Here is a 20,969-nt window from a genome sequence, read left to right as displayed (position 1 = left end):
AAACTAAACGTTTAAGCCTTCAGCTACCAAGAAATTCAGCCATTATGTGGTATTGTTAGGCAGGATAACGAACAAGCGAAAAATAAGACTAATTATTGCGATGAGCGACAACACTTTTTTATTTCATGATTACGAAACATTTGGCGTACACCCTGGGCGAGACCGCCCTTGTCAGTTTGCTGCAATACGTACCGATTGGGACTTAAACCCAATAGGAAAACCCATTGAGCTGTTTTGTCAGCCGCCTAATGATTATGTGCCTCACCCGCAAGCTTGTTTGGTAACAGGAATTACCCCGCAACTGGCCATGAAAAAGGGCCTTATTGAAAGTGACTTCATTGAACGAATCAATAATGAATTTAGCCAAGCCGGTACCTGTGGTGTTGGCTATAACAGCATCCGTTTTGATGATGAAGTTACTCGCTATACCTTATACCGTAACTTTCTCGACCCTTATGAGCGTGAATGGAAGAATGGTAACTCTCGTTGGGATTTAATCGACATGGTTCGCGCTTGTTACGCGCTAAGGCCAGAGGGTATTGAATGGCCCACCAATGACGATGGCTTAGTCAGCTTTAGGCTTGAATTGCTTACCGCAGCCAACGGCTTAAGGCACGCCAATGCGCATGACGCGGTATCAGATGTATATGCCACCATCGCTATGGCTAAGTTAATTAAAGATAAGCAACCTAAGCTTTTTAATTATTTACTTAATCTTCGAAACAAAAAATCGGTTGCTCAACAATTTGACCTACTCAACAACAAACCTTTGGTACATATCTCGGGAATGTTTGGCGCAGCGCAAGGCTGTGCCTCTTGGGTATTGCCTATTGCTTGGCATCCAATCAACAAAAACGCCATGATAGTGGTAGATCTTAATAAAGACGCCAGTGTTTTATTGTCACTTAGTGCTGAGCAAATCCATCAGCGCCTCTATACTGCGCGTAGTGAATTAGCCGCCGACGAATTTCCTATTCCTGTGAAGCTTATTCACAGCAATAAGTGCCCGGTGCTTGCGCCGGCCAGCACCCTTACGCCAGAACGAGCCGAAGAACTCTGCTTAGACCGAGTTCAATGCCGTAAAAGTTTAGACTTACTAGCAAAAAACAAAGCTGAAGTTGAACAAAAGTTATCGCAAGTATTTGCCATTGAGCGTGAGTTTGACCACGACGGCAACCCCGATACGGCTTTGTACAATGGTTTTATTGGAAATGCGGATAAAAACCTGATGCAAGTTTTGCGCTCTAGCGATCCTAACTTGATTAGCAAACAACAGTTTCAGTTTGCTGACCCAAGGCTTAACCAATTAATTTTGCGTTACAAGGCGAGAAACTATCCAGAATGTTTAAATGAAAGTGAATTGCAGCAATGGCAAGCACATCGCCAAGCCTCAATTACCGAGCAAGTTTCTCAGGTAATTCCAGAGTTAGAAATGCTGATGAGTGAGTATCAAAATGATACTAATAAAACAAATATACTAAAAAGTCTCTATAACTACATAGAAAACCTTTAAAACGTGAACAAAAGACTATTTTATTTGGCTGCCTAAGTTATAATCAACGGTGTTTAGGGAAGGTAAAGTAATACAAATGGAAATGTGCCAACACATCAAATTGTCGATTGCGACTGCAGCAAGCTTTGCTGTGGCGATGACATTGTGTTTTGCGCCCAAATGTAACGCCACCTACGAGTTGCAAAACCTCCGTCCCTCTTCACTGTTAAGGCTCAGTGCCGAACAATTCGCCGTGCTGGGCGAAATTTTCGAAAAAACCTATCAAGAAACTGACTTCTCACCTACCTTAACTAACAGCTACTTTTCCGATTCAGCACTTTACGACATGGTCGCCGTACCGGTAGTACAAACTCCCTTTAACAGCTTTAGAGTAGAGTTGTTTAGCCACATCTACGATCCAAAATACTCGGTGTATAACCAGCTACATAAAGACTCTATTTACCATAGCCTTGGCCAGCGCCAAATGTCTTACTTGGTTGATAAATCCGATATTGCGGTGGGCTTAGGATTTGTAGCGCCGCTCAATGAGAGCATGTCGATGCGTACCATTATTTCCAGCCATGACATCCCAGGTTATGGCGACAGTAACTTTTCAGTGGGCTTAGAATTTAAATACTAAACCCACTGCTATCACTAAGCTTTCTTTTCAAATACCACTGCGCTATTTGGCGCTAAACAGATAGTTAAGCCATTCTTTGTAGATTCACTAGTAAACTGACTATCGGCCCATAATACTTGCCACTGCGCGTCTAGGTTTAGCCTTATCTCCAGACTATTGTGCTCGTCCCAATTAAACCAGTATTGGCGGACTAAGTGATCATCCTGATATTGCTTGGCATGCTGTAAACTAAAATCAGCAAAACGAGCGGCATCGGCTCGGTTTTTCTGTAGCGCATTAAGTACTTCAGCTTGGGTAGCATCAAGCTCAATTAAGCGATCACCAGAAAACACCAAACCACTACTGGCTAATAAGCTCACGCGGTGCCAATTATAGGCAGCCTCGCTAGTGTGTTGATTTTCAATGTTGTTCAAGGTGACGCAGTCTGGATCGTTATGCCACAAACGCATGTCTTGCCAGTTACGGAAAAAGGTTTCTTTGGCAATTTGTTTGAATCGGCCAATATTTCGTTCAACATCGTCAGCAATACGCATCCCATGAACTAAACCTAATGATGGCCACATTGGGGCATTACATCCGAGTATATAAGCATCCCCATTACAGGCCTTATTGATGGTTTCCATGCCCATTCGATAGGCTTCGATACGGGTTTTATTTGGATCGGCTCGATAGCCTTTAGCTAGGGTTCCCCAGTAAATGGCGTCGAGCTTAAAGTACTTCACTCCCCAGTGGTGATACATGTGGCTAAACACATGATGTAGATACTGGTTTACTTGCTCTTGGGTAGTATCCAGTACATACCAAGGCGTGCAACGCCACCCTCCATAAGTGACTTCTTCAGCCGCTAAAGGCTGTCCATTTTGACCTTTCACAAACCAATCAGGATGTTGTTGAAACAAGCGAGACTCTGCTTGAGCGATAAATGGAGCAACCCAAATGGCGGGTTCTTTGCCCTGCTCTCTAATGCGTTTACATAAACCTTCTACGCCACCGCTAAAGCGCTCAGACGGATATAGCCAATCGCCCATAAACTCTTGGTAGCCATCGTCAATCAGTAAATAATCTAGATGGTCATGGGGGCTAATAAGCTGCTGAAGATTCTCTTCAATATCATCGGCAGTTACATCGGCATAATAGTGATACCACGAGCACCAACCATTTGGTTTACTGGGCCAACTAAGCCTAGCATGATGTTGCTCAATCGCCTCGGAAAATTGTTCTAGTACTGCTTCTCGGCTTTCGCCACACGCTACAAATAGACTTTCGCTATTCAGATAATGGCGAGCAGGAATAGCCAAGGTATCGCTGTCTATACCAATCACTAAGCGACCACTTGGATAGACCTTAAAATAGCCACTAAAACGGTGGCAAGAACTAAAGCCGAGTAAGGTGTAATGCCCTTCACTTTCTATAAGTAGTTGATTATACGCAGTGAAGTGATCGGCATCTTCGCTGAGCCGATATTCTCCGGCATCCGGGCAGCGGCCAATAGCAGTAATATTATCTGCAGAGCCGTAATTCTGCGCTAACATCTGAAAGCCTTCACCGTGAAATTTAGCGTCTTTAGGAAGCTGGCCGTCGAACAAATCAATCTGTCCTAAGCTGATACTATGAGCAGACAAATTATCTACCCTAACTACACATTCCGCCCCACTCCATTGTGGCGTATACAAACCTTGGTTTTGTGGCGAGCTTAGTTGCCACTGTCGAACCAATTGAAGAACAGAATCAAGTTTAGAAAACACTTATCAACACCTTTAGTTACAATAAATTACAGGCTATGCAGAAACCGCTAAAACAAAGATATATTTTAACTAAACAACAATTAGGCGGATTATAATCGAAGTCTTAGCAAAGTAATCAACATTTGTTGCTAGGTTCGACAAAATTAAGGGAAGGATGAAATGTCAGAAAATACCCAAGCAGACCTACCGCTAATTACTGCCCTACAAACTGTGTTAGCCAGCAAGCAAATCCCCAATATGCTTAACAGCCAACAAACCAAAGCACTATGTAACAACTTAAATTGCACTACCATTGAACTCGCAGAGCGTATGCTGCCATTAGCTGCCAGTTTTTCTTTCGCGCCTAAGTCAGACTTTAAGGTGGGTGCTATCGCCATTGATAAACAGCAACAGCTGTTTTTAGGCGCCAACTATGAATTAGAGTACGGCCCGCTTTCCGGTAGTTTACATGCCGAGCAAAGTGCCATATTCAACGCGCTTAGTCATCAGGCAGACGAGCTAACAGATTTGGTGATCAATGCGGCGCCTTGTGGTTACTGCCGCCAATTTATTAATGAGCTAGCCAACGCAAATCAGCTAAAAGTACGCTTTAACCAGCAAAGCTACGACTTTCCTCAATTGTTGCCGCAATCTTTTGGACCCAACGATCTCGGTGTAAAAACACCTTTAGCTAAACTCGAACTCAATGCTGCTAGCCAAGCGCCTGACTTTGCCAAAGCCAGTTACGCACCTTATACCCAAGTGCAAAGCGCAATGTTTGCCTATCAAGGTGACAAAGTCATCGCCTGGAGCTGTTATCTAGAAAACGTTGCTTTTAACCCTTCTCTCTCGCCACTTCTCACTTTATTATCTCAATTAACGCTAAATCACCTGAGCTTAAACAATGTTGATCGCTTCGAATTATGGGAACATAAAGACAATCGATTCAGCTTTAAGCAAGAATTACAAAATTTCGCGGAACATTCTCAAAAACCAATGGTCCATCATTACTATCCTTCAACTTAGGAGTATTTAAATGTTAGGAACTGCGCTAAGCGTTTCTGGAACTAAAGTGTTATTGCTAGGAGCAGGCGAACTTGGCAAAGAAGTTGCCATTGAATTACAACGTTATGGGGTTGAAATTATTGCGGTAGACCGCTACCCGAACGCTCCAGCGATGCATGTAGCGCATCGCAGTTATGTTATAGATATGCTTGATGGAGAGGCCTTAAAAGCCTTAATTCTTAAAGAAAAACCCCAGCATATTGTTCCTGAAATTGAAGCCATTGCCACCGATACCTTAGTTGAGCTAGAGCAACAAGGCTTTGCAGTTACACCTACCGCTCGCGCGACCCAACTCACCATGAACCGCGAAGGTATTCGCCGCTTAGCTGCTGAAACACTTGGTCTGCCAACCTCTGCTTATCAGTTTGCTGATAGTTTAGAAGAGTGCCAACAAGCCGTAGCAAATGTCGGTTTGCCTTGTGTACTTAAGCCGGTGATGAGTTCATCGGGCAAAGGGCAATCAACACTGCGCAATAGCGATCAGGTCACCGCTGCGTGGGACTACTCACAAGAAGGCGGACGCACTGGTGCTGGGCGCATTATTGTTGAAGGTTTTGTTGATTTTGATTACGAGATCACCTTGCTTACCGTTAGCGCCATCGATGGCATTCATTTTTGCGCACCGATTGGTCACAGACAAGAAGATGGTGATTATCGTGAGTCTTGGCAACCACAGGCCATGTCAGAGCTGGCTTTAGCTAAGTCACAAGACATCGCTAAGAAAATCGTTAGCGAGCTAGGTGGCTACGGTTTATTTGGTGTAGAGCTATTTATTAAAGGCGACGAAGTTTACTTTAGTGAAGTGTCTCCACGCCCTCACGATACTGGTATGGTCACCTTGATTTCACAAGATCAATCAGAGTTTGCTTTACACGCTAAAGCTATTCTTGGTTTGCCCATCAAACAAATCCATCAATTTGGCGCAAGTGCCTCTGCCGTGATCATGGGTGATGGACAATCAACCGACATTCGCTTTAGCGGCTTAGCCGAAGCGCTAGACGCTACCGATAGCCAACTGCGTTTATTCTCAAAACCAGACATTAATGGACAACGTCGTTTAGGGGTAGCCTTAAATCGCAGCGAGTCCATTGAGCAAGCCGTTAGCAATGCTAAACAAGTGGCTTCAAAGGTTAAGGTAACTTACTAGCAATGCCTGGGTCGTTTTCGCTAAATGACGAAGAACTGGCGCTATTATTAGCGCCCAGTGCGGCCCCTACTACTTCTAAATTGCTGCGGGTATTGTGGTTTCAGCAAACACCAAGCCATAGCCCTTCTCCTATTGAGCATGTTACCGCCCAACAAGTTGACGAGTTACAATTGCAACTGCAGCAATCCAATGAGTTTGACGCGATTGTTTTAAACTGTGCCAAGCTCAATTGCCAGCAGCTAGCGCTGTTAGCTGATTTACTAGAAGAACAATCACAAATTTCGGTATTTTTGGTGGGTGAAATGCCCGCCATGTCTTTTGACCTCCCCGACTTTATCTATTGTTATAGTCAGCAAGAGTTAGATGAACAGTTTGCCCATTGGGGCGACAGCATTAACCAACAATATCAGCAGTGGGCCAACAGTAAGTTTGTTTACCTATATAACCCTCGACCTGCTGAGCCATTCCAGCAACACATGCAGGAGTATGGCTTTAGCTTTTGTGAACATTGGTACCCGCAACAACAAGATATTAATCAGCAGCTGCAACAAGCTAACTTAGTGATGCTGGCCGTCTACGATGATGACCCTCATATTATTGATACCATTGAACGTCTTGCTGCTATCTTGCACCGCCCCGGCTTAATTTTGGTTTTTCAAGAGCAATCTACACTGAGAAACAGCATCATTCTGCTGGCGAAACATTACGGTCTAAACCTATATACCTCTATCACCGTTGGGCAATTCAAAACCCAGATAGGCTACTTAAGCCGTCAGTTTTTCCGCTTATACCGCCACAAGCTTAATCAACTCGGTGATGCCACCAAACACAGCCAATATCTAATTCATGCAACTACAGACAATAGCTTGGTTGGCTACTGGGATTGGCCAACACACATTGAACAAGATGAGCATTTTAATGCCCCAGTTAATGCAGTGTATTGGCACCACTTTAAACAAGAGCTAAGTCAACGCAGCATAGCGCTAACGCAAATAGCCGAGCATTACTCAGAAACGATGTTGGTATTTAGCCCTGAATTGCCAATGGAAAATCTCACTAGCTTAGTTCGAATTAAGCAACAACATGTGCAGTTGGCTTGGCAACCCAACTTAGTGGCGCAACTGATCAATAATCCCACAGTGCTAGACTTAATTGATGTGCTAGTGATTTCTTTAGATATGTGGATCTTGCTCAATGTGAATAACGATAACCGAGGAAATTGGCAAACCATAAAACAACGTTGTATTGAGAAGCAGGTGTCGTTAGCAATATTAGGCGTGCAACCTGAGCTGATTCAGTATTGGCGGGATAAAGGTTTTGATTTACTGATTCACCGCGATGAAGCGGATTAAGTAGCCTAAGGCTAGGCTACTTCGTAGTACTTAGGTGTGATAGACAATTCTTTATTAATGATGGTTTTAGCCATTCTGGCACATTTCCCACACTCAGAAGCAACACCATTCTTTTTACGTACATCGGCTAGGTTTTCACAGCCTTGCTGCACTGCTTCTTTAATTTGCTTATCAGTAATGCCGTGGCATAAACATACAAACATTGCTTCACCTCATCAATCACAATAAAGCAATTATATTGCGAACCATTATCATTCGCAATATCTTTTTCAGCTTATACCGGATTATCTACATCGATAAAGGTAACGTCTAGGTCGTGGGTTTCTGCTAACCACTCGCCTAGCGCCTGTGCGCCGTAACGTTCGGTCGCATGATGACCAGCAGCAAAATAATCAATGCCCATCTCACGCGCGGTGTGTACGGTGTTTTCAGAGATTTCGCCACTAATAAATGCATCTAAGCCTTGCTCAGCGGCTAACCCAAGGTAGGATTGTCCACCGCCGGTGCAAATGCCCACTTTTTGAATATTGTGCCCATTGGCGATGTGCAAAGGTTTGCGCTGTAATACTTGTTCTATACGTTGCGCAAACTCTTCACCTGAAATAGGCTCTGCTAACTTACCTACCATTGCTACGCTGCGCGGATCCCACGCTTCTAGCCCACGCTTTAAAGTAATGCCCAAGCGCTTAGCCAGCTGTGCATTATTCCCAAGCTCTGGATGGACATCTAAGGGTAAGTGGTAACCATAAAGGTTAATATCGTGGTTTAACAAGGCTTGCAGGCGACGACGCTTCATACCGGTAACCACTGCGGCTTCGTTTTTCCAAAAGAAACCGTGATGTACCACAATAGCGTCGGCTTTGTGCTCAATGGCTTGGTCAATTAATGCTTGGCAAGCAGTAACGCCAGTAACAATTCGCTTAACTTCAGAGCGACCTTCTACTTGCAGGCCATTGGGACAGTAGTCTTTAAATTTAAAGCTTTCTAAGTGCTGGTTTAATATATTTTCTAATCGGGTATTTTTCATTTACATTAACTCACAATGGTTTGTCACATTGTAAGTAGCAGACCCAACTTTAAACAAGCCTTATAGATTAGTACAAAACAAACTGATTGATTTTGTCAGCTTGCTGCATCCAACTTGGACGGTCATTACGCTTAATCCACTGACGGTGTAATGCGCTATAAAAAGGCGCTCTTAAACCGGCAAGGGCAACAAATGGGAAAGAAACCAAACCTACTAAAAATAGTGCGATACGACGAACGATGATAATGCTGGTAGAAAATTGCTTACTCATTTCGAACACCTCAACTGGTTAGACCACTAAATATTAGCCAACATTTAGTAATAAAACTACAAAAACCGGTAAAATAGTCGAAATAAAAAGCAAAACCTTTAAATAAGTGTAAATTAATAACAAAAGGATAACATTTGTGAGTAAGCAAGCTTGGGAGAATGATTTAAACTGGTGCCTAAATGCTCCAGCCTTATTGCCCCATGCCCTGCCCTTTGCGGTTAACCAAGCCTGGCAACAATCTTGGTATACAGCGCTTCATTCTCAACTTAGTCAAATTCCAGATTCACCAGCGCATTCACGGCTAGGTTTGTATTTTGAACAATTATGGCGCGCCTTAATTAAGGCCCATCCAAACTGGCAATTGCTGGCAGACAACGTTGCCGTACAACAAGATGGCCGAACCCAAGGTGCTATCGACTTTTTGTTAGTAAACCATCAACAGCAACAGTTAGAGCATTGGGAACTGGCAATAAAGTTTTACTTGGCCCGCAATGCCAAACCCAGCAGCTATGACTACCTTGGCCCCAACCAGCAAGATCGGCTCAGCAACAAACTCAGCAAACTGTTGCTTAAGCAAATCCCTTTAGGCTGCCACCCGCAAATACAAACCTTGGCCAAAGACTACCCAGGCTATTCATTTAAACAACGGATTTTGCTGCCGGGGTATTTGTTTCAACTAGGTAGTATCAGCCACTCTACTCCCCAACATTGTCATTGGTATACGCTACAACAATGGCAAAATATGCAAACTCACGGCTGGTTTGCGCTCACCAAACAACAGTGGATAAATCCTAAAGGACACACCCTGGAAAAGGCGGATAAGTTACTAGATTTAGCAAGAGGCCCCCTACAGTTGTATTTACCGCAGCAAGTTAAGCAGCCCGAACAGCGGATATTTGTTTGCCCTGACGACTGGCTCGTCAGGGCAAACAAAGTGACTAAGCCTTAGTCATTGCGCTCGTTTGAGGAGTACTCGCGCATCATGCCTTCCACGGTTTCTACCATATGGGTACTGCCACAGAAGAAGGGGATCCGCTGATGCAGCTCTTCTGGTTCAATATCCATAATACGAGTAAAGCCATCACTCGCTTTACCGCCAGCCTGTTCAATCAAAAAGGCCATAGGGTTACATTCATACAGCAAACGCAACTTACCTTCAGGTGCAGAGGCGGTTGAAGGGTAAATATAGATACCGCCTTTAAGCAGGTTCCGGTGGAAATCTGATACCAACGAGCCAATATAACGAGAGGTATAAGGTCGATTAGTTTCCGGCTCAATTTCTTGGCAGTACTTTAAGTACTTCTTCACCCCAGTTGGAAACTTAAGGTAATTACCTTCGTTAATCGAATAAATTACCCCGTCATCAGGAATCGTCATATTCTCATGCGAGAGATAAAACACCCCTAACGATGGATCACAGGTAAAACCATGTACGCCATGACCCGTGGTATACACCAACATGGTTGACGATCCATATACCACGTATCCTGCTGCCACTTGGCGATAACCAGGCTGCAAAAAGTCTTCTAATACCACAGGGGTACCACAAGGACTAATACGTTTATAAATGGAGAAAATGGTTCCCACCGACACATTCACATCAATGTTTGATGAACCATCTAAAGGGTCCATTAACACCACATATTTACTGTCGATAGAGCGAGAACTGTCAAAACTCACAAACTCATCTTCTTCTTCCGAGGCTACGCCACACACCTCACCGCGTGCTTCAAGCGCGGCTTTAAATTTTTCGTTCGCATACAAATCTAGCTTTTGTTGTACCTCACCTTGTACGTTTTCTACGCCAGTAGCACCAATAATATCAACTAGCCCTGCTTTGTTGATCTCACGGTTAACCACTTTAGCGGCTAAACGAATAGCCCCTAATAGCTGAGTAAGCTCCCCTGTGGCGTCGGGAAACTGGTGTTGTTTTTCTATTATGTATTCACCAAGAGTTATCATTTTAATCCCTATTTATTAGCACGCTTCCTATGAAAACCTTTTCAGTTCTCAATGTTATTTTGCAAGTATTTACGAAAAATTACTAGCGCTTCAGACTAATTGTCATACATATAAAGTAAAAAAACATTTGCAAAATTATTGAACAGGTAATACTGTATATACATACACTGTATAAATACACAGTTAAACATCGACATTGACTTAGAGCATGGAGCGAACAATGGCACAACAAATTGAACAACTGCTACAAAGCAACAAGGTATGGCAAGGCAGCCAATGGCAACATAGTCATCTTGACGTTCATGCAAGTGGCTTTGAACAACTCGACCAACAACTACCTAACCATGGTTGGCCTCAAGGTGGGATCACCGAAGTGCTTTACGAACAGCATGGTATTGGTGAGCTGCAATTGTTGTTGCCCGCTCTGGCTAAACTTAGCCAACAATCGCGTTGGATTATTTGGGTAGCTCCGCCTTTTATGCCCAATGCTCCGGCATTACAGCAACATGGCGTAAACATTAGTAAGGTGATCGTGATTAGGCCTGAGCAATGTAGTGATGCACTGTGGACCATTGAGCAAGCGCTTAAAAGTGGTTCTTGTAGCGCAGTATTAGGCTGGTTAAATGGCTTAGATTTAAAAGCAAGTCGCCGTTTGCAATTAGCCTCCGAACAAGGCGATTGCTTAAGTTACCTGTTTAGACCGCTACAACAGCAACAGCAAAGCTCTAGCGCCAGTGTACGAATGGCCTTACACCCGAGTAAGTCACCAGACCAAATTAACTACCATCTGCTAAAGCGCCGTGGTGGAGCTCCACTGTATGAGCAACACATTCCACGGCTTAATTAACGCCGATGCTTTTTACACAAGTACAACATGTATTGGATTTACCTTGATTTCCCTCAGCTCGCGTTGGATTTATTGCAACGCGAGCACCCAAGCCAACAAGCTTTAGCGATTCATCACAACAAGCAAATCATCCAACTTAACCAAGTGGCGCATCACTTAGGGGTTTACTTAGGTTGCTCGCTTAATACCGCTTACCAATTGGCACCACAACTCTGTTTGTATCAACAAAGTGATTTATCTTGTGATGCTTACTTTGACGCTTTAGCCCAGCAAGCTTTGTACTACTCGGCACAAGTTGCAGTGCATCCAGATAAAGGCTTGTATATTAGCGGTGCCGGTATGCGTAATATTTACCCCAAGCCAGAACAACATATCACCAAGCTAGTAACACACTACCAACACCAGCAGCTAAGCTTTCGCATTGCTCACGCCCCCAGTGCTATGGCCGCGCGCTGGTTAGCCCGCTCTCAAGATATTAAACAAGTAAATTCTGGCATTAAGTTTCTCGCCGATTTACCGCTTAGTGCCAGCGATCTCCCTTCCTCTTTGGTCACTAGCCTGCAAGCTATGGGCTTATACACTCTTAAACAGCTTAGTAAGCTACCCCGGCCAGAGCTGCGCAAGCGCTTGGGAGAAGACAGCTTACATTTACTTGACCAGGCTAATGGGCAACAAAGTACCCCACTTACTTTTATTAAACCCCAAGCACGCTATCAACAAGCTTTTCCACTGTTGGCTGAAACTCACACCATTCAAGGTTTAATGTTTTCACTAAAACAGGCTTGTCAGCACCTACAGCAATGGCTTAGGCAACGTCAGTTTTGCAGCAATATCTTGGTGCTTACCCTAAATTTTCGCAATAAACCCTGTGAGATCATCACCGTAAAAAGTGCCCGCTTATTACAAACCAGTCACGATTGGCTGGCCTTATTTCGTTTAAAGCTAGAATCGATTCGTTTGAGTGCAGCGGTGATTGAATTTAGTTTAGATTGCCAGGCCCTGTATCCGCTTGGCCATGAAGTCTCCGGTCTCTTCGAGCCACAGCAATCGGCTTGCGACAATTTATTATTTGATCAACTAAGCGTACGTTTAGGCGAACATGCTATTAGCCGCTTAAGCTGCCAAGCAGATTTTCGACCCGAATATGCCAGCCAATACCGGCCTTTATCGCAACACGAAGCGCTTAGCTACCCTAAGCAATTTGCTCGCCCCTGTTGGCTGCTGCCGCAATTAAAGCCAATTAATATTCAGCATTACACCCTACTCTCTGAGCCAGAGCGCATTGCCAGCGGTTGGTGGGATGAACAAAGCGTTAATCGCGATTACTACATGGCACAAAGCCCTGATCAGGGTTTGGCGTGGGTATGCCAAGAGAATCGTCAGTGGTACTTACACGGCTGGTTTGCCTAATGAACAACACTCCCTTTGCTGAACTTAATGCTCAAAGCAACTTTAGCTTTCTATACGGCGCTTCTCATCCAGAAGAATTGGTAGAGCAAGCGCAGCGTTATGGCTATCAGGCCATTGCGATTACCGACGAATGCTCATTAAGCGGTGTAGTACGTGCCCATCAAACGGCCGAGTCATTAGCCATTAAACTGATTGTGGGCAGCCAATTCACCACCGAAGAACAATGCCAAATAGTGCTGTTAGCTAAAAACCTCAGAGGCTATCAGCAGCTGTGCCGCTTTATTACAAAAGCTAGAAAACACACTAAAAAAGGCAGCTATAAAGTAAAACTAGAGCAGTTCGATCAGCAGCTTGATCAATGTTTAGTCTTGCTTAAAGCAAACCCTAGTTTAACCACCGAACAGCTACAGCAGTTACAGAAGCAACTTTCTCAGCCTTTCTATCTACTACTGCACAACGATTTATCCCAACCCGCTAAGGTATTAAATACCTATCGGCAATTGGCTAAACAACAGGATATAGCCTGCGTAGCAGCAATTAATCCACGTATGCATTTAGCCAATAGAAAAAGACTGGCCGACATTCTTGATGCTATTCGCCAACATAGTACGGTGCAACAAGCGGGTTTTTTATTAAGTAGCAATGCCGAGCGCCGGCTATTGCAGTGGCCACATTTACAACAACGTTATTTGAGTCAGGAACTCGCCCTTAGCTGTGAGCTTGCAGCCCAATGCAGTTTTAGCCTTAACGAGATCCGCTATCAATATCCCAAAGACAATGTGCCGACTGGTTACACTGCTCAGCAATACCTACGGGAATTAGTTGACACAGGCATACAACAGCGCTTTGGTGAACACTTCACGCCCACCTTGCGCCAGCAAATAGAACACGAGTTAAGGCTAATTAGCGAACTTAACTACGAGCACTATTTTCTTACTATTTACGATATTGTGGCTTACGCCCGCCAGCAAAATATTCTTTGCCAAGGCCGCGGCTCGGCGGCTAACTCTGTGGTGTGTTATTGCTTAAATATTACCGAGGTAAACCCCACTCAAGTGGGCTTGTTGTTTGAGCGTTTCATCTCTAAAGAACGCAATGAGCCGCCAGATATTGATGTTGATTTTGAACACCAGCGCCGCGAAGAAGTAATTCAATATATCTATCAAAAATACGGACGTGATCGGGCAGCCTTAGCCGCTAGTATTGTTACCTATCGCACCCGAAGTGCCATTAACGAAATAGGTAAAGCCTTAGCCATTCCCGCGCATATTCTGCATGGTCTTAACCACAATGTTGATTGGCGTGATGGCAGCAGCTCAACCAGCCAAAAAATTGTTCAAGCCGGTTTACTGCCAGAAGCCAAAGCTTATAGCTTTGCCCAATTAGTTGAGCAGCTACGTGGCTTTCCCCGTCACTTATCGCAACATGTCGGTGGCTTTGTGATTGCTCAAGACAAGCTCTGTGACTTAGTGCCAATAGAAAATGCCGCCATGGCCGATCGCACCATCATTCAGTGGGATAAAGATGATTTAGAAGCACTGCATTTAATGAAAGTGGATGTACTAGCCTTGGGCATGTTAAGTGCCATTCGCCGCTGCTTAAGCAGCTTAAGCCAACGAGAACAACGCACTATAAGCCTTAGCGATATTCCACAGGATGATAGCGCTACTTATGACATGTTATGCCAAGGTGACAGCGTAGGTATTTTTCAGGTTGAGTCACGCGCACAAATGAGCATGTTACCGCGACTAAAACCGCGCAACTACTATGACTTGGTGATAGAGGTGGCGATTGTGCGCCCAGGGCCAATTCAAGGCGATATGGTGCACCCATACTTACGCCGGCGTAATGGCGAAGAGCCCGTCGATTACCCTAGTCCAGAAGTAGAAGCAGTGCTCGCGCGCACTCTAGGTGTTCCGATTTTTCAAGAACAAGTGATTAAGCTTGCCATGGTAGCAGCGGGTTTTAGCGGCGGAGAAGCCGATCAACTGCGCCGCGCGATGGCCACCTGGAAGCGCAACGGTAAACTGGCGTATTTTCGCGATAAACTGATTAACGGCATGCTACAACGAGGTTATCCCAGCGAATTCGCCGAGCGCTTATTCTCGCAAATTCAAGGTTTTGGCGAGTACGGCTTTCCCGAGTCTCACTCGGCCAGTTTTGCCTTGTTAGTGTACATTTCCTCTTGGCTTAAATGTCATGAGCCAGCGGCATTTTGCTGCGCCCTGCTCAATAGCCAGCCAATGGGCTTTTACAGCCCCAGCCAGCTTATTCAAGACATACAGCGCCATGGGGTGAATATTCTTCCTATCGACATTAACCAAAGCAATTGGGAACATAGCCTTGACTACAGCCAAGATCCTAAAGGCGCGATTAGGCTGGGTTTAAAGCAAGTAAAAGGATTAAGCAAACAAAAATTTACTCGCTTGCTAGCTAATCGCCCCAAGCAGGGTTTTAGCCAACTAAGCGAGCTCACCCAACAGCTCGATAAAACCAGCTTAGAATCACTGGCCACTGCCGATGCTTTTGCTTGCTTAGCTGGGCATCGCCACCAAACTCGCTGGCAGATGAGTGGCACCGAAGCCCCCTTACCTCTGTTTGATATGCCAGAAGAAGCAGCGGTTAACTTAAGTGCGCCTAGCGAGGTTGAAGATATTCGCCAAGACTACCTTGCTACGCGAGTCAGTTTACGCCGTCACCCTTTGCATTTACTGCGCGAACACCAAGCACTAAAAAATTGTTACTCGCAGGCGCAATTGCATCAATGCAAACACGGTCAGTTAGTAAAGGTGGCAGGTTTAGTGGTTGGTCGGCAACGACCTGGTTCTTCGGCCGATGTCACCTTCGTTACCTTAGAAGATGAAACCGGCAACAGCAATGTGATAGTCTGGTCGGCAACGGCTAAAGCGCAGCGCCAAGCCCTTATTTCGTCTCACCTTCTTAAGGTTCACGGACGATTAGAGCGCTGCGATGAAGTAATACATATTATTGCAGGGAAGCTAGAAGACTGTTCGTGGTTACTCGCCGATTTATCGGTACGTTCGCGAGATTTTCGTTAAGCAATGCGATAGATAACAGTAAGTAAATAGGACAACAATGCTAGACCGTTACGCCATAAAAGTAATAAAAGCGCCATTAGATTACAGTGCTAAACAGCTCGACAATGCGGGCTTAAGTGCCAACCAAGTTACTCTCATCGGATTTTTCATTGGCTTAAGTGCCATTCCTTTTCTCGCTTTTCAGCAATACCAAGTTGCCCTGGCGCTTATTTTGCTCAATCGGACTTTTGATGGCTTAGATGGCGCACTAGCTCGAAGACAGGGATGTAGTGATTTTGGTGGCTACCTCGATATAGTCTGCGATTTTATTTTTTACTCTGGCATTGTTCTAGGTTTTGCCCTTGCCTCGCCTGAACAAAACGCGGTAGCGGCAAACGTACTTATTTGGACCTTTATGGGCACCGGTTCAAGTTTTCTCACCTTTGCGATAATGGCCGCTAAACGCAACATTGATAATACGGTTTACCCACATAAGTCTTTGTATTACTTAGGTGGTTTGACCGAAGGCACCGAAACCATCGCCACCTTTGTACTGTTCTGTTTGTTTCCGCAGCACTTCGCTATGTTGGCACTTATCTTTGCCGCCTTATGCAGTGTAACAACCGTCACTCGAATACTGGCCGCCAAGGCCACATTTGCAGATGACAAAGCGCCCACCAATACCTCCGCATAAACTAAAAAAACCGGTAATACACTGTATTACCGGTGGCAAGAAGCCAAACTAAGCAATCAAAACAATAAAAGGCAGAAATTATTGCTCACCAAACACTTAGTGGTTTATGTAACTTAGTAGCTCGAATCACTGCGCAAAGCCTTAGCTCAGCGCAGCTCGGCCAAATAACTACTCTGCAGCTAAGCTGTTGTAAGCATTAATACTCATACCCGCAGTAAAGCCGCCATCAACACCAATGGTTTGCCCGTTTACAAAAGCACAATCTGGTGCGGCTAAAAAGTGAATTATCGCAGCCACTTCTTCGGGCTCGGCAATGCGACCAAGTGGCACAGCTTTATGCTCCATACGCAATTGAGGCTCACCACCTTCAGCGCGTGCCATTGGTGTATCCACCGAGGTGGGACAAATGGCATTCACTCGAATATTTTGCTCACCTAACTCTAACGCTGCGGTTTTAGTAATCCCCAATACCGCCCATTTAGAGCTTACATAAGGCGCTAAGTAAGGCACGCCCTGTACACCCGCGGCAGAGGCAACATTCACTATGCTACCGCCTTGGGTCATATACTGCGTGGCATGTTTAATGCCATAAACCACACCCATGGTGTTCACATTGAAATTGAAATCAAAATCTTCTTTTTCAGATTCAAGCAAAGTGTTGTAACCGCGATTAACGCCAGCGCAGTTGACTACAATGTCGATTTTTCCGCATAGGTCGTTGGCTACGGCCATAAGGTTGCGAACCGAATTTTCGTCTGATACATCGGTTTTTACAAAAATACCGCCAATGCGCTCGGCAAACTCAATCGCATTTTTTCGTCCCGCAATTACCACTGTTGCGCCGGCTTTTGCCATACGTTCAGCTGCTGCTGCACCAATACCAGAAGTGCCGCCGGTAATTACCGCCACTTTACCGTCTAAATTAAATAGTTGATTCATCTCTTCACCTCTCATCGTTTGTGCAGCTCTATGCCGCCTTGAATAACGACAAGTTACCTAAGTTGGCCGAAGTAATAGAGTTACACACTGGAACGCTAGGTAAATTACCTAAGTAAATGCAGAGCATTAAAGATAAGGTGTTTCGACTAGCTGGGCACTTAGCAAGCCGAGCAAAAACAAAGGGGCTGAGGGAAAGGGATCTCAAAACAACACTAGGGAATTAAAAAAACGGCAGCCTAAGCTGCCGTTATCTACAACTATTTACTATTAGTAGTTGTAGCCATCATGAGTATTGCTTAAGGAATAGAATGTTGCTTGAACGTAATCGTCTCCGTCACCACTCTTATTCTGGTTATACACCCCTGCTTTAAAGTACATGTATTGGCTAGAGTCGTCGTAACCGCTATTGCTCATATCCACTGTTTGTACAACATCGGCTTTATCAGGACGAGAGATAGTTACCGTTAGAGTATTAGCCACTACCTTAATTTGGTAAGAGAACCGCTCATCTAAGGCAATACCATCAGAAGGGTTTGAGGCACTATTTGAGCGGCTACCAATCATTTCATAATATTTCTCACTGCCGGAGCGAGGCTCATGTGCAATATAAATAGAACCTAATTGATTATTCGGCAGCTTACGGTAATAAAGACGAACCGGCTCATCATCATTAGCATGGATCTGACCCACAATCACACGACCAACTTGCCCACTATCACCGCTGGTGGTGACATGGTTCACCGCTAAGTTTGCATCTAATACTCCATTTACCCCACCCGCTTGATCTTGTGCTGAGGATGGTGCACTAGAGAATACCCAGTTGTTTTTGCCCACACCTTTGGTGCTATAACTGGTGTTGCCACGACGTAACATTTCTCGCAACTCAGAACGAGTGTAACTGGTACTTGAAGAGGTCTTAGCACCGGAAATTGGCGCTTTAAACACCATACCGCCATCACTTGCTGTATAGAAAAACTCGTTACTGGTATAACCGCTAGACAAAGCCTGCTCTTTTACTGTGTCAGCTTTGCCATCACTATCTTCATCCACTGGCACGCTTAGCGTCCAGTCCAGTAAATCAAAATTACCCGAAGGAGCAAGAGAAGGGTTCAAATTAGGATCACTTGGCTCCACTGGAACAACTGGATCAACCGGGTCTACCGGATCAACAGGGGCACTACCATCACTGCAACCAAAGGCTTTTGCTTCAATAATACTGTTCCAATTGTTTGCCGAGTTCCCCTGTCCAGTAATGCGAATATACCTAGCTTGGCTTTCTGTTAACTCATAACTTTCGTAAGCACTTTGCGCGCCACTAGAACCCGCACCGCTAAGCACTGGTGTCCAAGAAGTATTATCACTAGACGTTGCTACATCAAAATAGCTAGAACGCTGGTCACCTTTTAACCAAATCACATCTAAGCTAGTGACAGTTGCATTGGCTTGCAGATCAAACACTATTTGCTTACCAATACCTTGAGAAGACCATCGCGACTCTGTTGTTAGATTATTATCGATAGCATTTTCGGGCCCATGTCCATCATGAGTACCATCATCCTTAGCAGAAGCAATGGTTAACTGAGTAGGCGAATCACAACTTCCAGTTTCTGCAGGAGGCGCACTGGGAGTGCTTGCACTGCTATTCATGGTAAAACTATCAAAGCGCCCCTCCGCACCATTGTACTCTGCAAACACTGTTGCTTGGGTTTGGGAGCCACTATTCGCACTTACTGTTAACTCAGCCCAATCACTGTTTCCACTCACCTTCTGGCTATATACTTGCCCGCCAATGCGCAAGCCAATAGTGCCAGCCCCTTTAATAAACGCACTTAAGGTATAGGTGGTATCGGCTTGCAAATTCACCGTTTGCTCTACTGAGCCGCCACTGCCACTAATTTTTACCGCTTTCGTGCCATCATAAGCAACGCCCGACAAAGAAGACGGATCAACATCGACCCAACCTTCAAACTGGCTAGAACTTTCAAAGCTTGGATTAGTGATAGAGACACTTTCGGCTAAAAGTGTTGGTGAGTGGAGCAAAGCAATGGCGCCTATTGCCACAGAAATGCGATTACGCGTTAATCTCATTGTTACATCCTATTTAGTTTACCCTAATGGGTAGTCCGTTCAGGCCAACAACCAGTATTCTGGGTTGGCGAGCTACACATCCTTTGCTCAAATAGGCCAAACGCTAACAAGCAACTGCGAATATTCCTATTAACCGCGGCATCAAAAATGCTAAATAAAACATTAACAATAAATCATACAATACCACCTTTAAGTGGATCACAGTTTCAATTTAAGCCTTTCTTTGTTAATAAAATTTTGAAGTGACTCACTGTTTAAAATATGACCAAGACACCAAAAATTTCATAAATTCAAAGATTTACTGCTAAAAAGTCGCGAGATAACAAAAATAGCCAAAGATGAAGTCTAGATTGAAGAGTCACTACCCAAATATGTTGTCACAGTGCTGGCTAGTGTCGAAGGAGATTCGCGTAATTTTAATTAGGTTTTTAACTCTACTTTCTAATCAAACCAGAGTTATTTTGTCATACATTAAATTTGTAAGCAGGCACAAAAAAACCTCACGCTGTGAGGTTTTTTTTACGCAATTATATTTTCTAAGCTACATTTTCTTCTGGCAAACGGTGGTTGCTGTTATTAAGCAATGCCAAGTTAGCTTCTCGGGCCTTGTCGGGGTCACCAGCCATAATTGCTTGGTAGATGGCAGTATGCTCCGACATGCAAGTTCCACCCTCTTTAGAGGAATGCTGGAAGAACCCAATGAACATTACCTGCAATACATTAGCAAAAGGAATGTAAAAACTGTTTCCAGTCGCTAAGTATACTGTACGGTGAAACTGTAAATCAGTTTCTACCCAATCGCTTTGGTCTTCACTCTTAGCGATCTCAACCATACGTTGATAATACTCTGATAATCTCATGCGCTGTTCCGCGCTGGCGTTAATAGCGGCTAACGCTGCGGCTTCTGGCTCTATGGCGCGACGCAAGGCTAAAAACTCGGTCAGGGTATCACTGGTCTCACCTACACCAGACATCCAACTTAGTAGTTGAGAATCTAACATATTCCAGTGTTCGCGACTTTTAACCCTTGTGCCAATTTTAGGCCGAGATTCTAGTAAGCCTTTAGAGCTAAGGTGCTTAATCGCTTCACGTAAAGCGGTTCTACTTACGCCAAATTGTTCACACAATTCCATCTCAGAAGGAATAATACTGTCTTGAGGAAGTGCGCCAGACAAAATACTTTTGGCAATCTCCCTTGCTACTTGTAAATGTAAACTACGCGAAGCGCCTTCAATCATTGCAAATTCGTTAGCCATAGGTGTCCTTTTTACTA

18 protein-coding genes are annotated in these 20,969 nt (G+C 44.5%); 10 read left to right on the top strand and 8 right to left on the bottom strand.

The genetic code is table 11. The features are described from left to right. Nucleotides 1-100: 100 nt before the first annotated feature. A complete protein-coding gene (gene sbcB / locus G6R11_RS13525) occupies nt 101-1,513 on the top strand; it encodes an exodeoxyribonuclease I (RefSeq protein WP_163133602.1) in 1,413 nt (470 codons plus the stop codon). Nucleotides 1,514-1,589: 76 nt separating this feature from the next. Then, the gene (locus tag G6R11_RS13520; RefSeq protein WP_163133601.1) at nt 1,590-2,132 is read left to right on the top strand and encodes a hypothetical protein; all 543 of its coding nucleotides are present in this window, start codon (nt 1,590-1,592) and stop codon (nt 2,130-2,132) included. Nucleotides 2,133-2,146: 14 nt separating this feature from the next. On the opposite strand, the gene G6R11_RS13515 is transcribed toward G6R11_RS13520, so the two are convergent. Continuing rightward, nucleotides 2,147-3,877, bottom strand: coding sequence for a glycoside hydrolase family 36 protein (locus tag G6R11_RS13515; RefSeq protein ID WP_163133600.1), 1,731 nt, complete (start codon nt 3,875-3,877; stop codon nt 2,147-2,149). 159 nt (nt 3,878-4,036) lie between these two features. Between G6R11_RS13515 and cdd the strand changes: the two genes are divergently transcribed. The 3 genes from cdd to G6R11_RS13500 are packed head-to-tail and all read left to right on the top strand — an operon-like array spanning nt 4,037 to nt 7,420. Next, on the top strand, nt 4,037-4,882 hold the full coding sequence (gene cdd / locus G6R11_RS13510; RefSeq protein ID WP_163133599.1) for a cytidine deaminase: 846 nt from the start codon (nt 4,037-4,039) through the stop codon (nt 4,880-4,882). A 10-nt stretch (nt 4,883-4,892) separates the two neighbouring features. Beyond that, complete coding sequence (gene purT, locus G6R11_RS13505; RefSeq protein WP_163133598.1) at nt 4,893-6,068, top strand: formate-dependent phosphoribosylglycinamide formyltransferase; 1,176 nt, start codon at nt 4,893-4,895, stop codon at nt 6,066-6,068. Between the two features lie 2 nt (nt 6,069-6,070). Beyond that, a complete protein-coding gene (locus tag G6R11_RS13500; RefSeq protein ID WP_163133597.1) occupies nt 6,071-7,420 on the top strand; it encodes a hypothetical protein in 1,350 nt (449 codons plus the stop codon). 11 nt (nt 7,421-7,431) lie between these two features. Here G6R11_RS13500 and G6R11_RS13495 read toward each other — a convergent pair whose 3' ends face one another. From G6R11_RS13495 to G6R11_RS13485, 3 genes are all read right to left on the bottom strand, one after another. Beyond that, complete coding sequence (locus G6R11_RS13495; protein ID WP_163133596.1) at nt 7,432-7,623, bottom strand: bacterioferritin-associated ferredoxin; 192 nt, start codon at nt 7,621-7,623, stop codon at nt 7,432-7,434. Nucleotides 7,624-7,694: 71 nt separating this feature from the next. Then, nucleotides 7,695-8,447 carry a Nif3-like dinuclear metal center hexameric protein gene (locus G6R11_RS13490; protein WP_163133595.1) on the bottom strand — a complete coding sequence of 251 codons (753 nt, stop codon included), beginning with the start codon at nt 8,445-8,447 and terminating at the stop codon, nt 7,695-7,697. A 67-nt stretch (nt 8,448-8,514) separates the two neighbouring features. After that, nucleotides 8,515-8,718 carry a DUF2517 family protein gene (locus G6R11_RS13485; RefSeq protein WP_163133594.1) on the bottom strand — a complete coding sequence of 68 codons (204 nt, stop codon included), beginning with the start codon at nt 8,716-8,718 and terminating at the stop codon, nt 8,515-8,517. Between the two features lie 136 nt (nt 8,719-8,854). On the opposite strand from G6R11_RS13485, the gene G6R11_RS13480 reads away from it, so the two are divergent. Continuing rightward, nucleotides 8,855-9,667 carry a DUF1853 family protein gene (locus tag G6R11_RS13480; protein WP_163133593.1) on the top strand — a complete coding sequence of 271 codons (813 nt, stop codon included), beginning with the start codon at nt 8,855-8,857 and terminating at the stop codon, nt 9,665-9,667. Here the strand turns inward: G6R11_RS13480 and fbp are convergent. Continuing rightward, the gene (gene fbp, locus G6R11_RS13475) at nt 9,664-10,680 is read right to left on the bottom strand and encodes a class 1 fructose-bisphosphatase (protein ID WP_163133592.1); all 1,017 of its coding nucleotides are present in this window, start codon (nt 10,678-10,680) and stop codon (nt 9,664-9,666) included. The two genes, G6R11_RS13480 and fbp, sit on opposite strands and share 4 nt — an antisense overlap. Before the next feature lie 220 nt (nt 10,681-10,900). On the opposite strand from fbp, the gene imuA reads away from it, so the two are divergent. From imuA to G6R11_RS13455, 4 genes are read left to right on the top strand one after another with little or no spacing between them, the layout of a single operon-like run. Continuing rightward, the gene (gene imuA, locus G6R11_RS13470; RefSeq protein ID WP_163133591.1) at nt 10,901-11,527 is read left to right on the top strand and encodes a translesion DNA synthesis-associated protein ImuA; all 627 of its coding nucleotides are present in this window, start codon (nt 10,901-10,903) and stop codon (nt 11,525-11,527) included. Between the two features lie 27 nt (nt 11,528-11,554). Then, the gene (locus G6R11_RS13465) at nt 11,555-12,937 is read left to right on the top strand and encodes a DNA polymerase Y family protein (RefSeq protein WP_163133590.1); all 1,383 of its coding nucleotides are present in this window, start codon (nt 11,555-11,557) and stop codon (nt 12,935-12,937) included. Further along, a complete protein-coding gene (locus G6R11_RS13460) occupies nt 12,937-15,996 on the top strand; it encodes an error-prone DNA polymerase (RefSeq protein WP_163133589.1) in 3,060 nt (1,019 codons plus the stop codon). The genes G6R11_RS13465 and G6R11_RS13460 overlap by 1 nt, the downstream gene beginning before the upstream one ends. A gap of 37 nt (nt 15,997-16,033) precedes the next feature. Then, nucleotides 16,034-16,669 (top strand): CDP-alcohol phosphatidyltransferase family protein, encoded by a 636-nt coding sequence (locus tag G6R11_RS13455; RefSeq protein WP_163133588.1) that lies wholly within the window; start codon nt 16,034-16,036, stop codon nt 16,667-16,669. Nucleotides 16,670-16,837: 168 nt separating this feature from the next. On the opposite strand, the gene G6R11_RS13450 is transcribed toward G6R11_RS13455, so the two are convergent. The 3 genes from G6R11_RS13450 to G6R11_RS21935 form a co-directional block, all read right to left on the bottom strand. Next, the gene (locus G6R11_RS13450; RefSeq protein WP_163133587.1) at nt 16,838-17,608 is read right to left on the bottom strand and encodes an SDR family NAD(P)-dependent oxidoreductase; all 771 of its coding nucleotides are present in this window, start codon (nt 17,606-17,608) and stop codon (nt 16,838-16,840) included. Between the two features lie 267 nt (nt 17,609-17,875). Beyond that, the gene (locus G6R11_RS13445) at nt 17,876-19,696 is read right to left on the bottom strand and encodes a polysaccharide lyase family 7 protein (protein ID WP_163133586.1); all 1,821 of its coding nucleotides are present in this window, start codon (nt 19,694-19,696) and stop codon (nt 17,876-17,878) included. Between the two features lie 536 nt (nt 19,697-20,232). Continuing rightward, a complete protein-coding gene (locus G6R11_RS21935) occupies nt 20,233-20,952 on the bottom strand; it encodes a FadR/GntR family transcriptional regulator (RefSeq protein ID WP_163133585.1) in 720 nt (239 codons plus the stop codon). Nucleotides 20,953-20,969 lie beyond the last annotated feature (17 nt).

The organism is Agarivorans sp. Alg241-V36 (assembly GCF_900537085.1).
Classification (GTDB): domain Bacteria; phylum Pseudomonadota; class Gammaproteobacteria; order Enterobacterales; family Celerinatantimonadaceae; genus Agarivorans.
The sequence above is the reverse complement of the archived record's forward strand: the minus strand, read 5'-3'. Positions and strand labels throughout refer to the sequence as shown.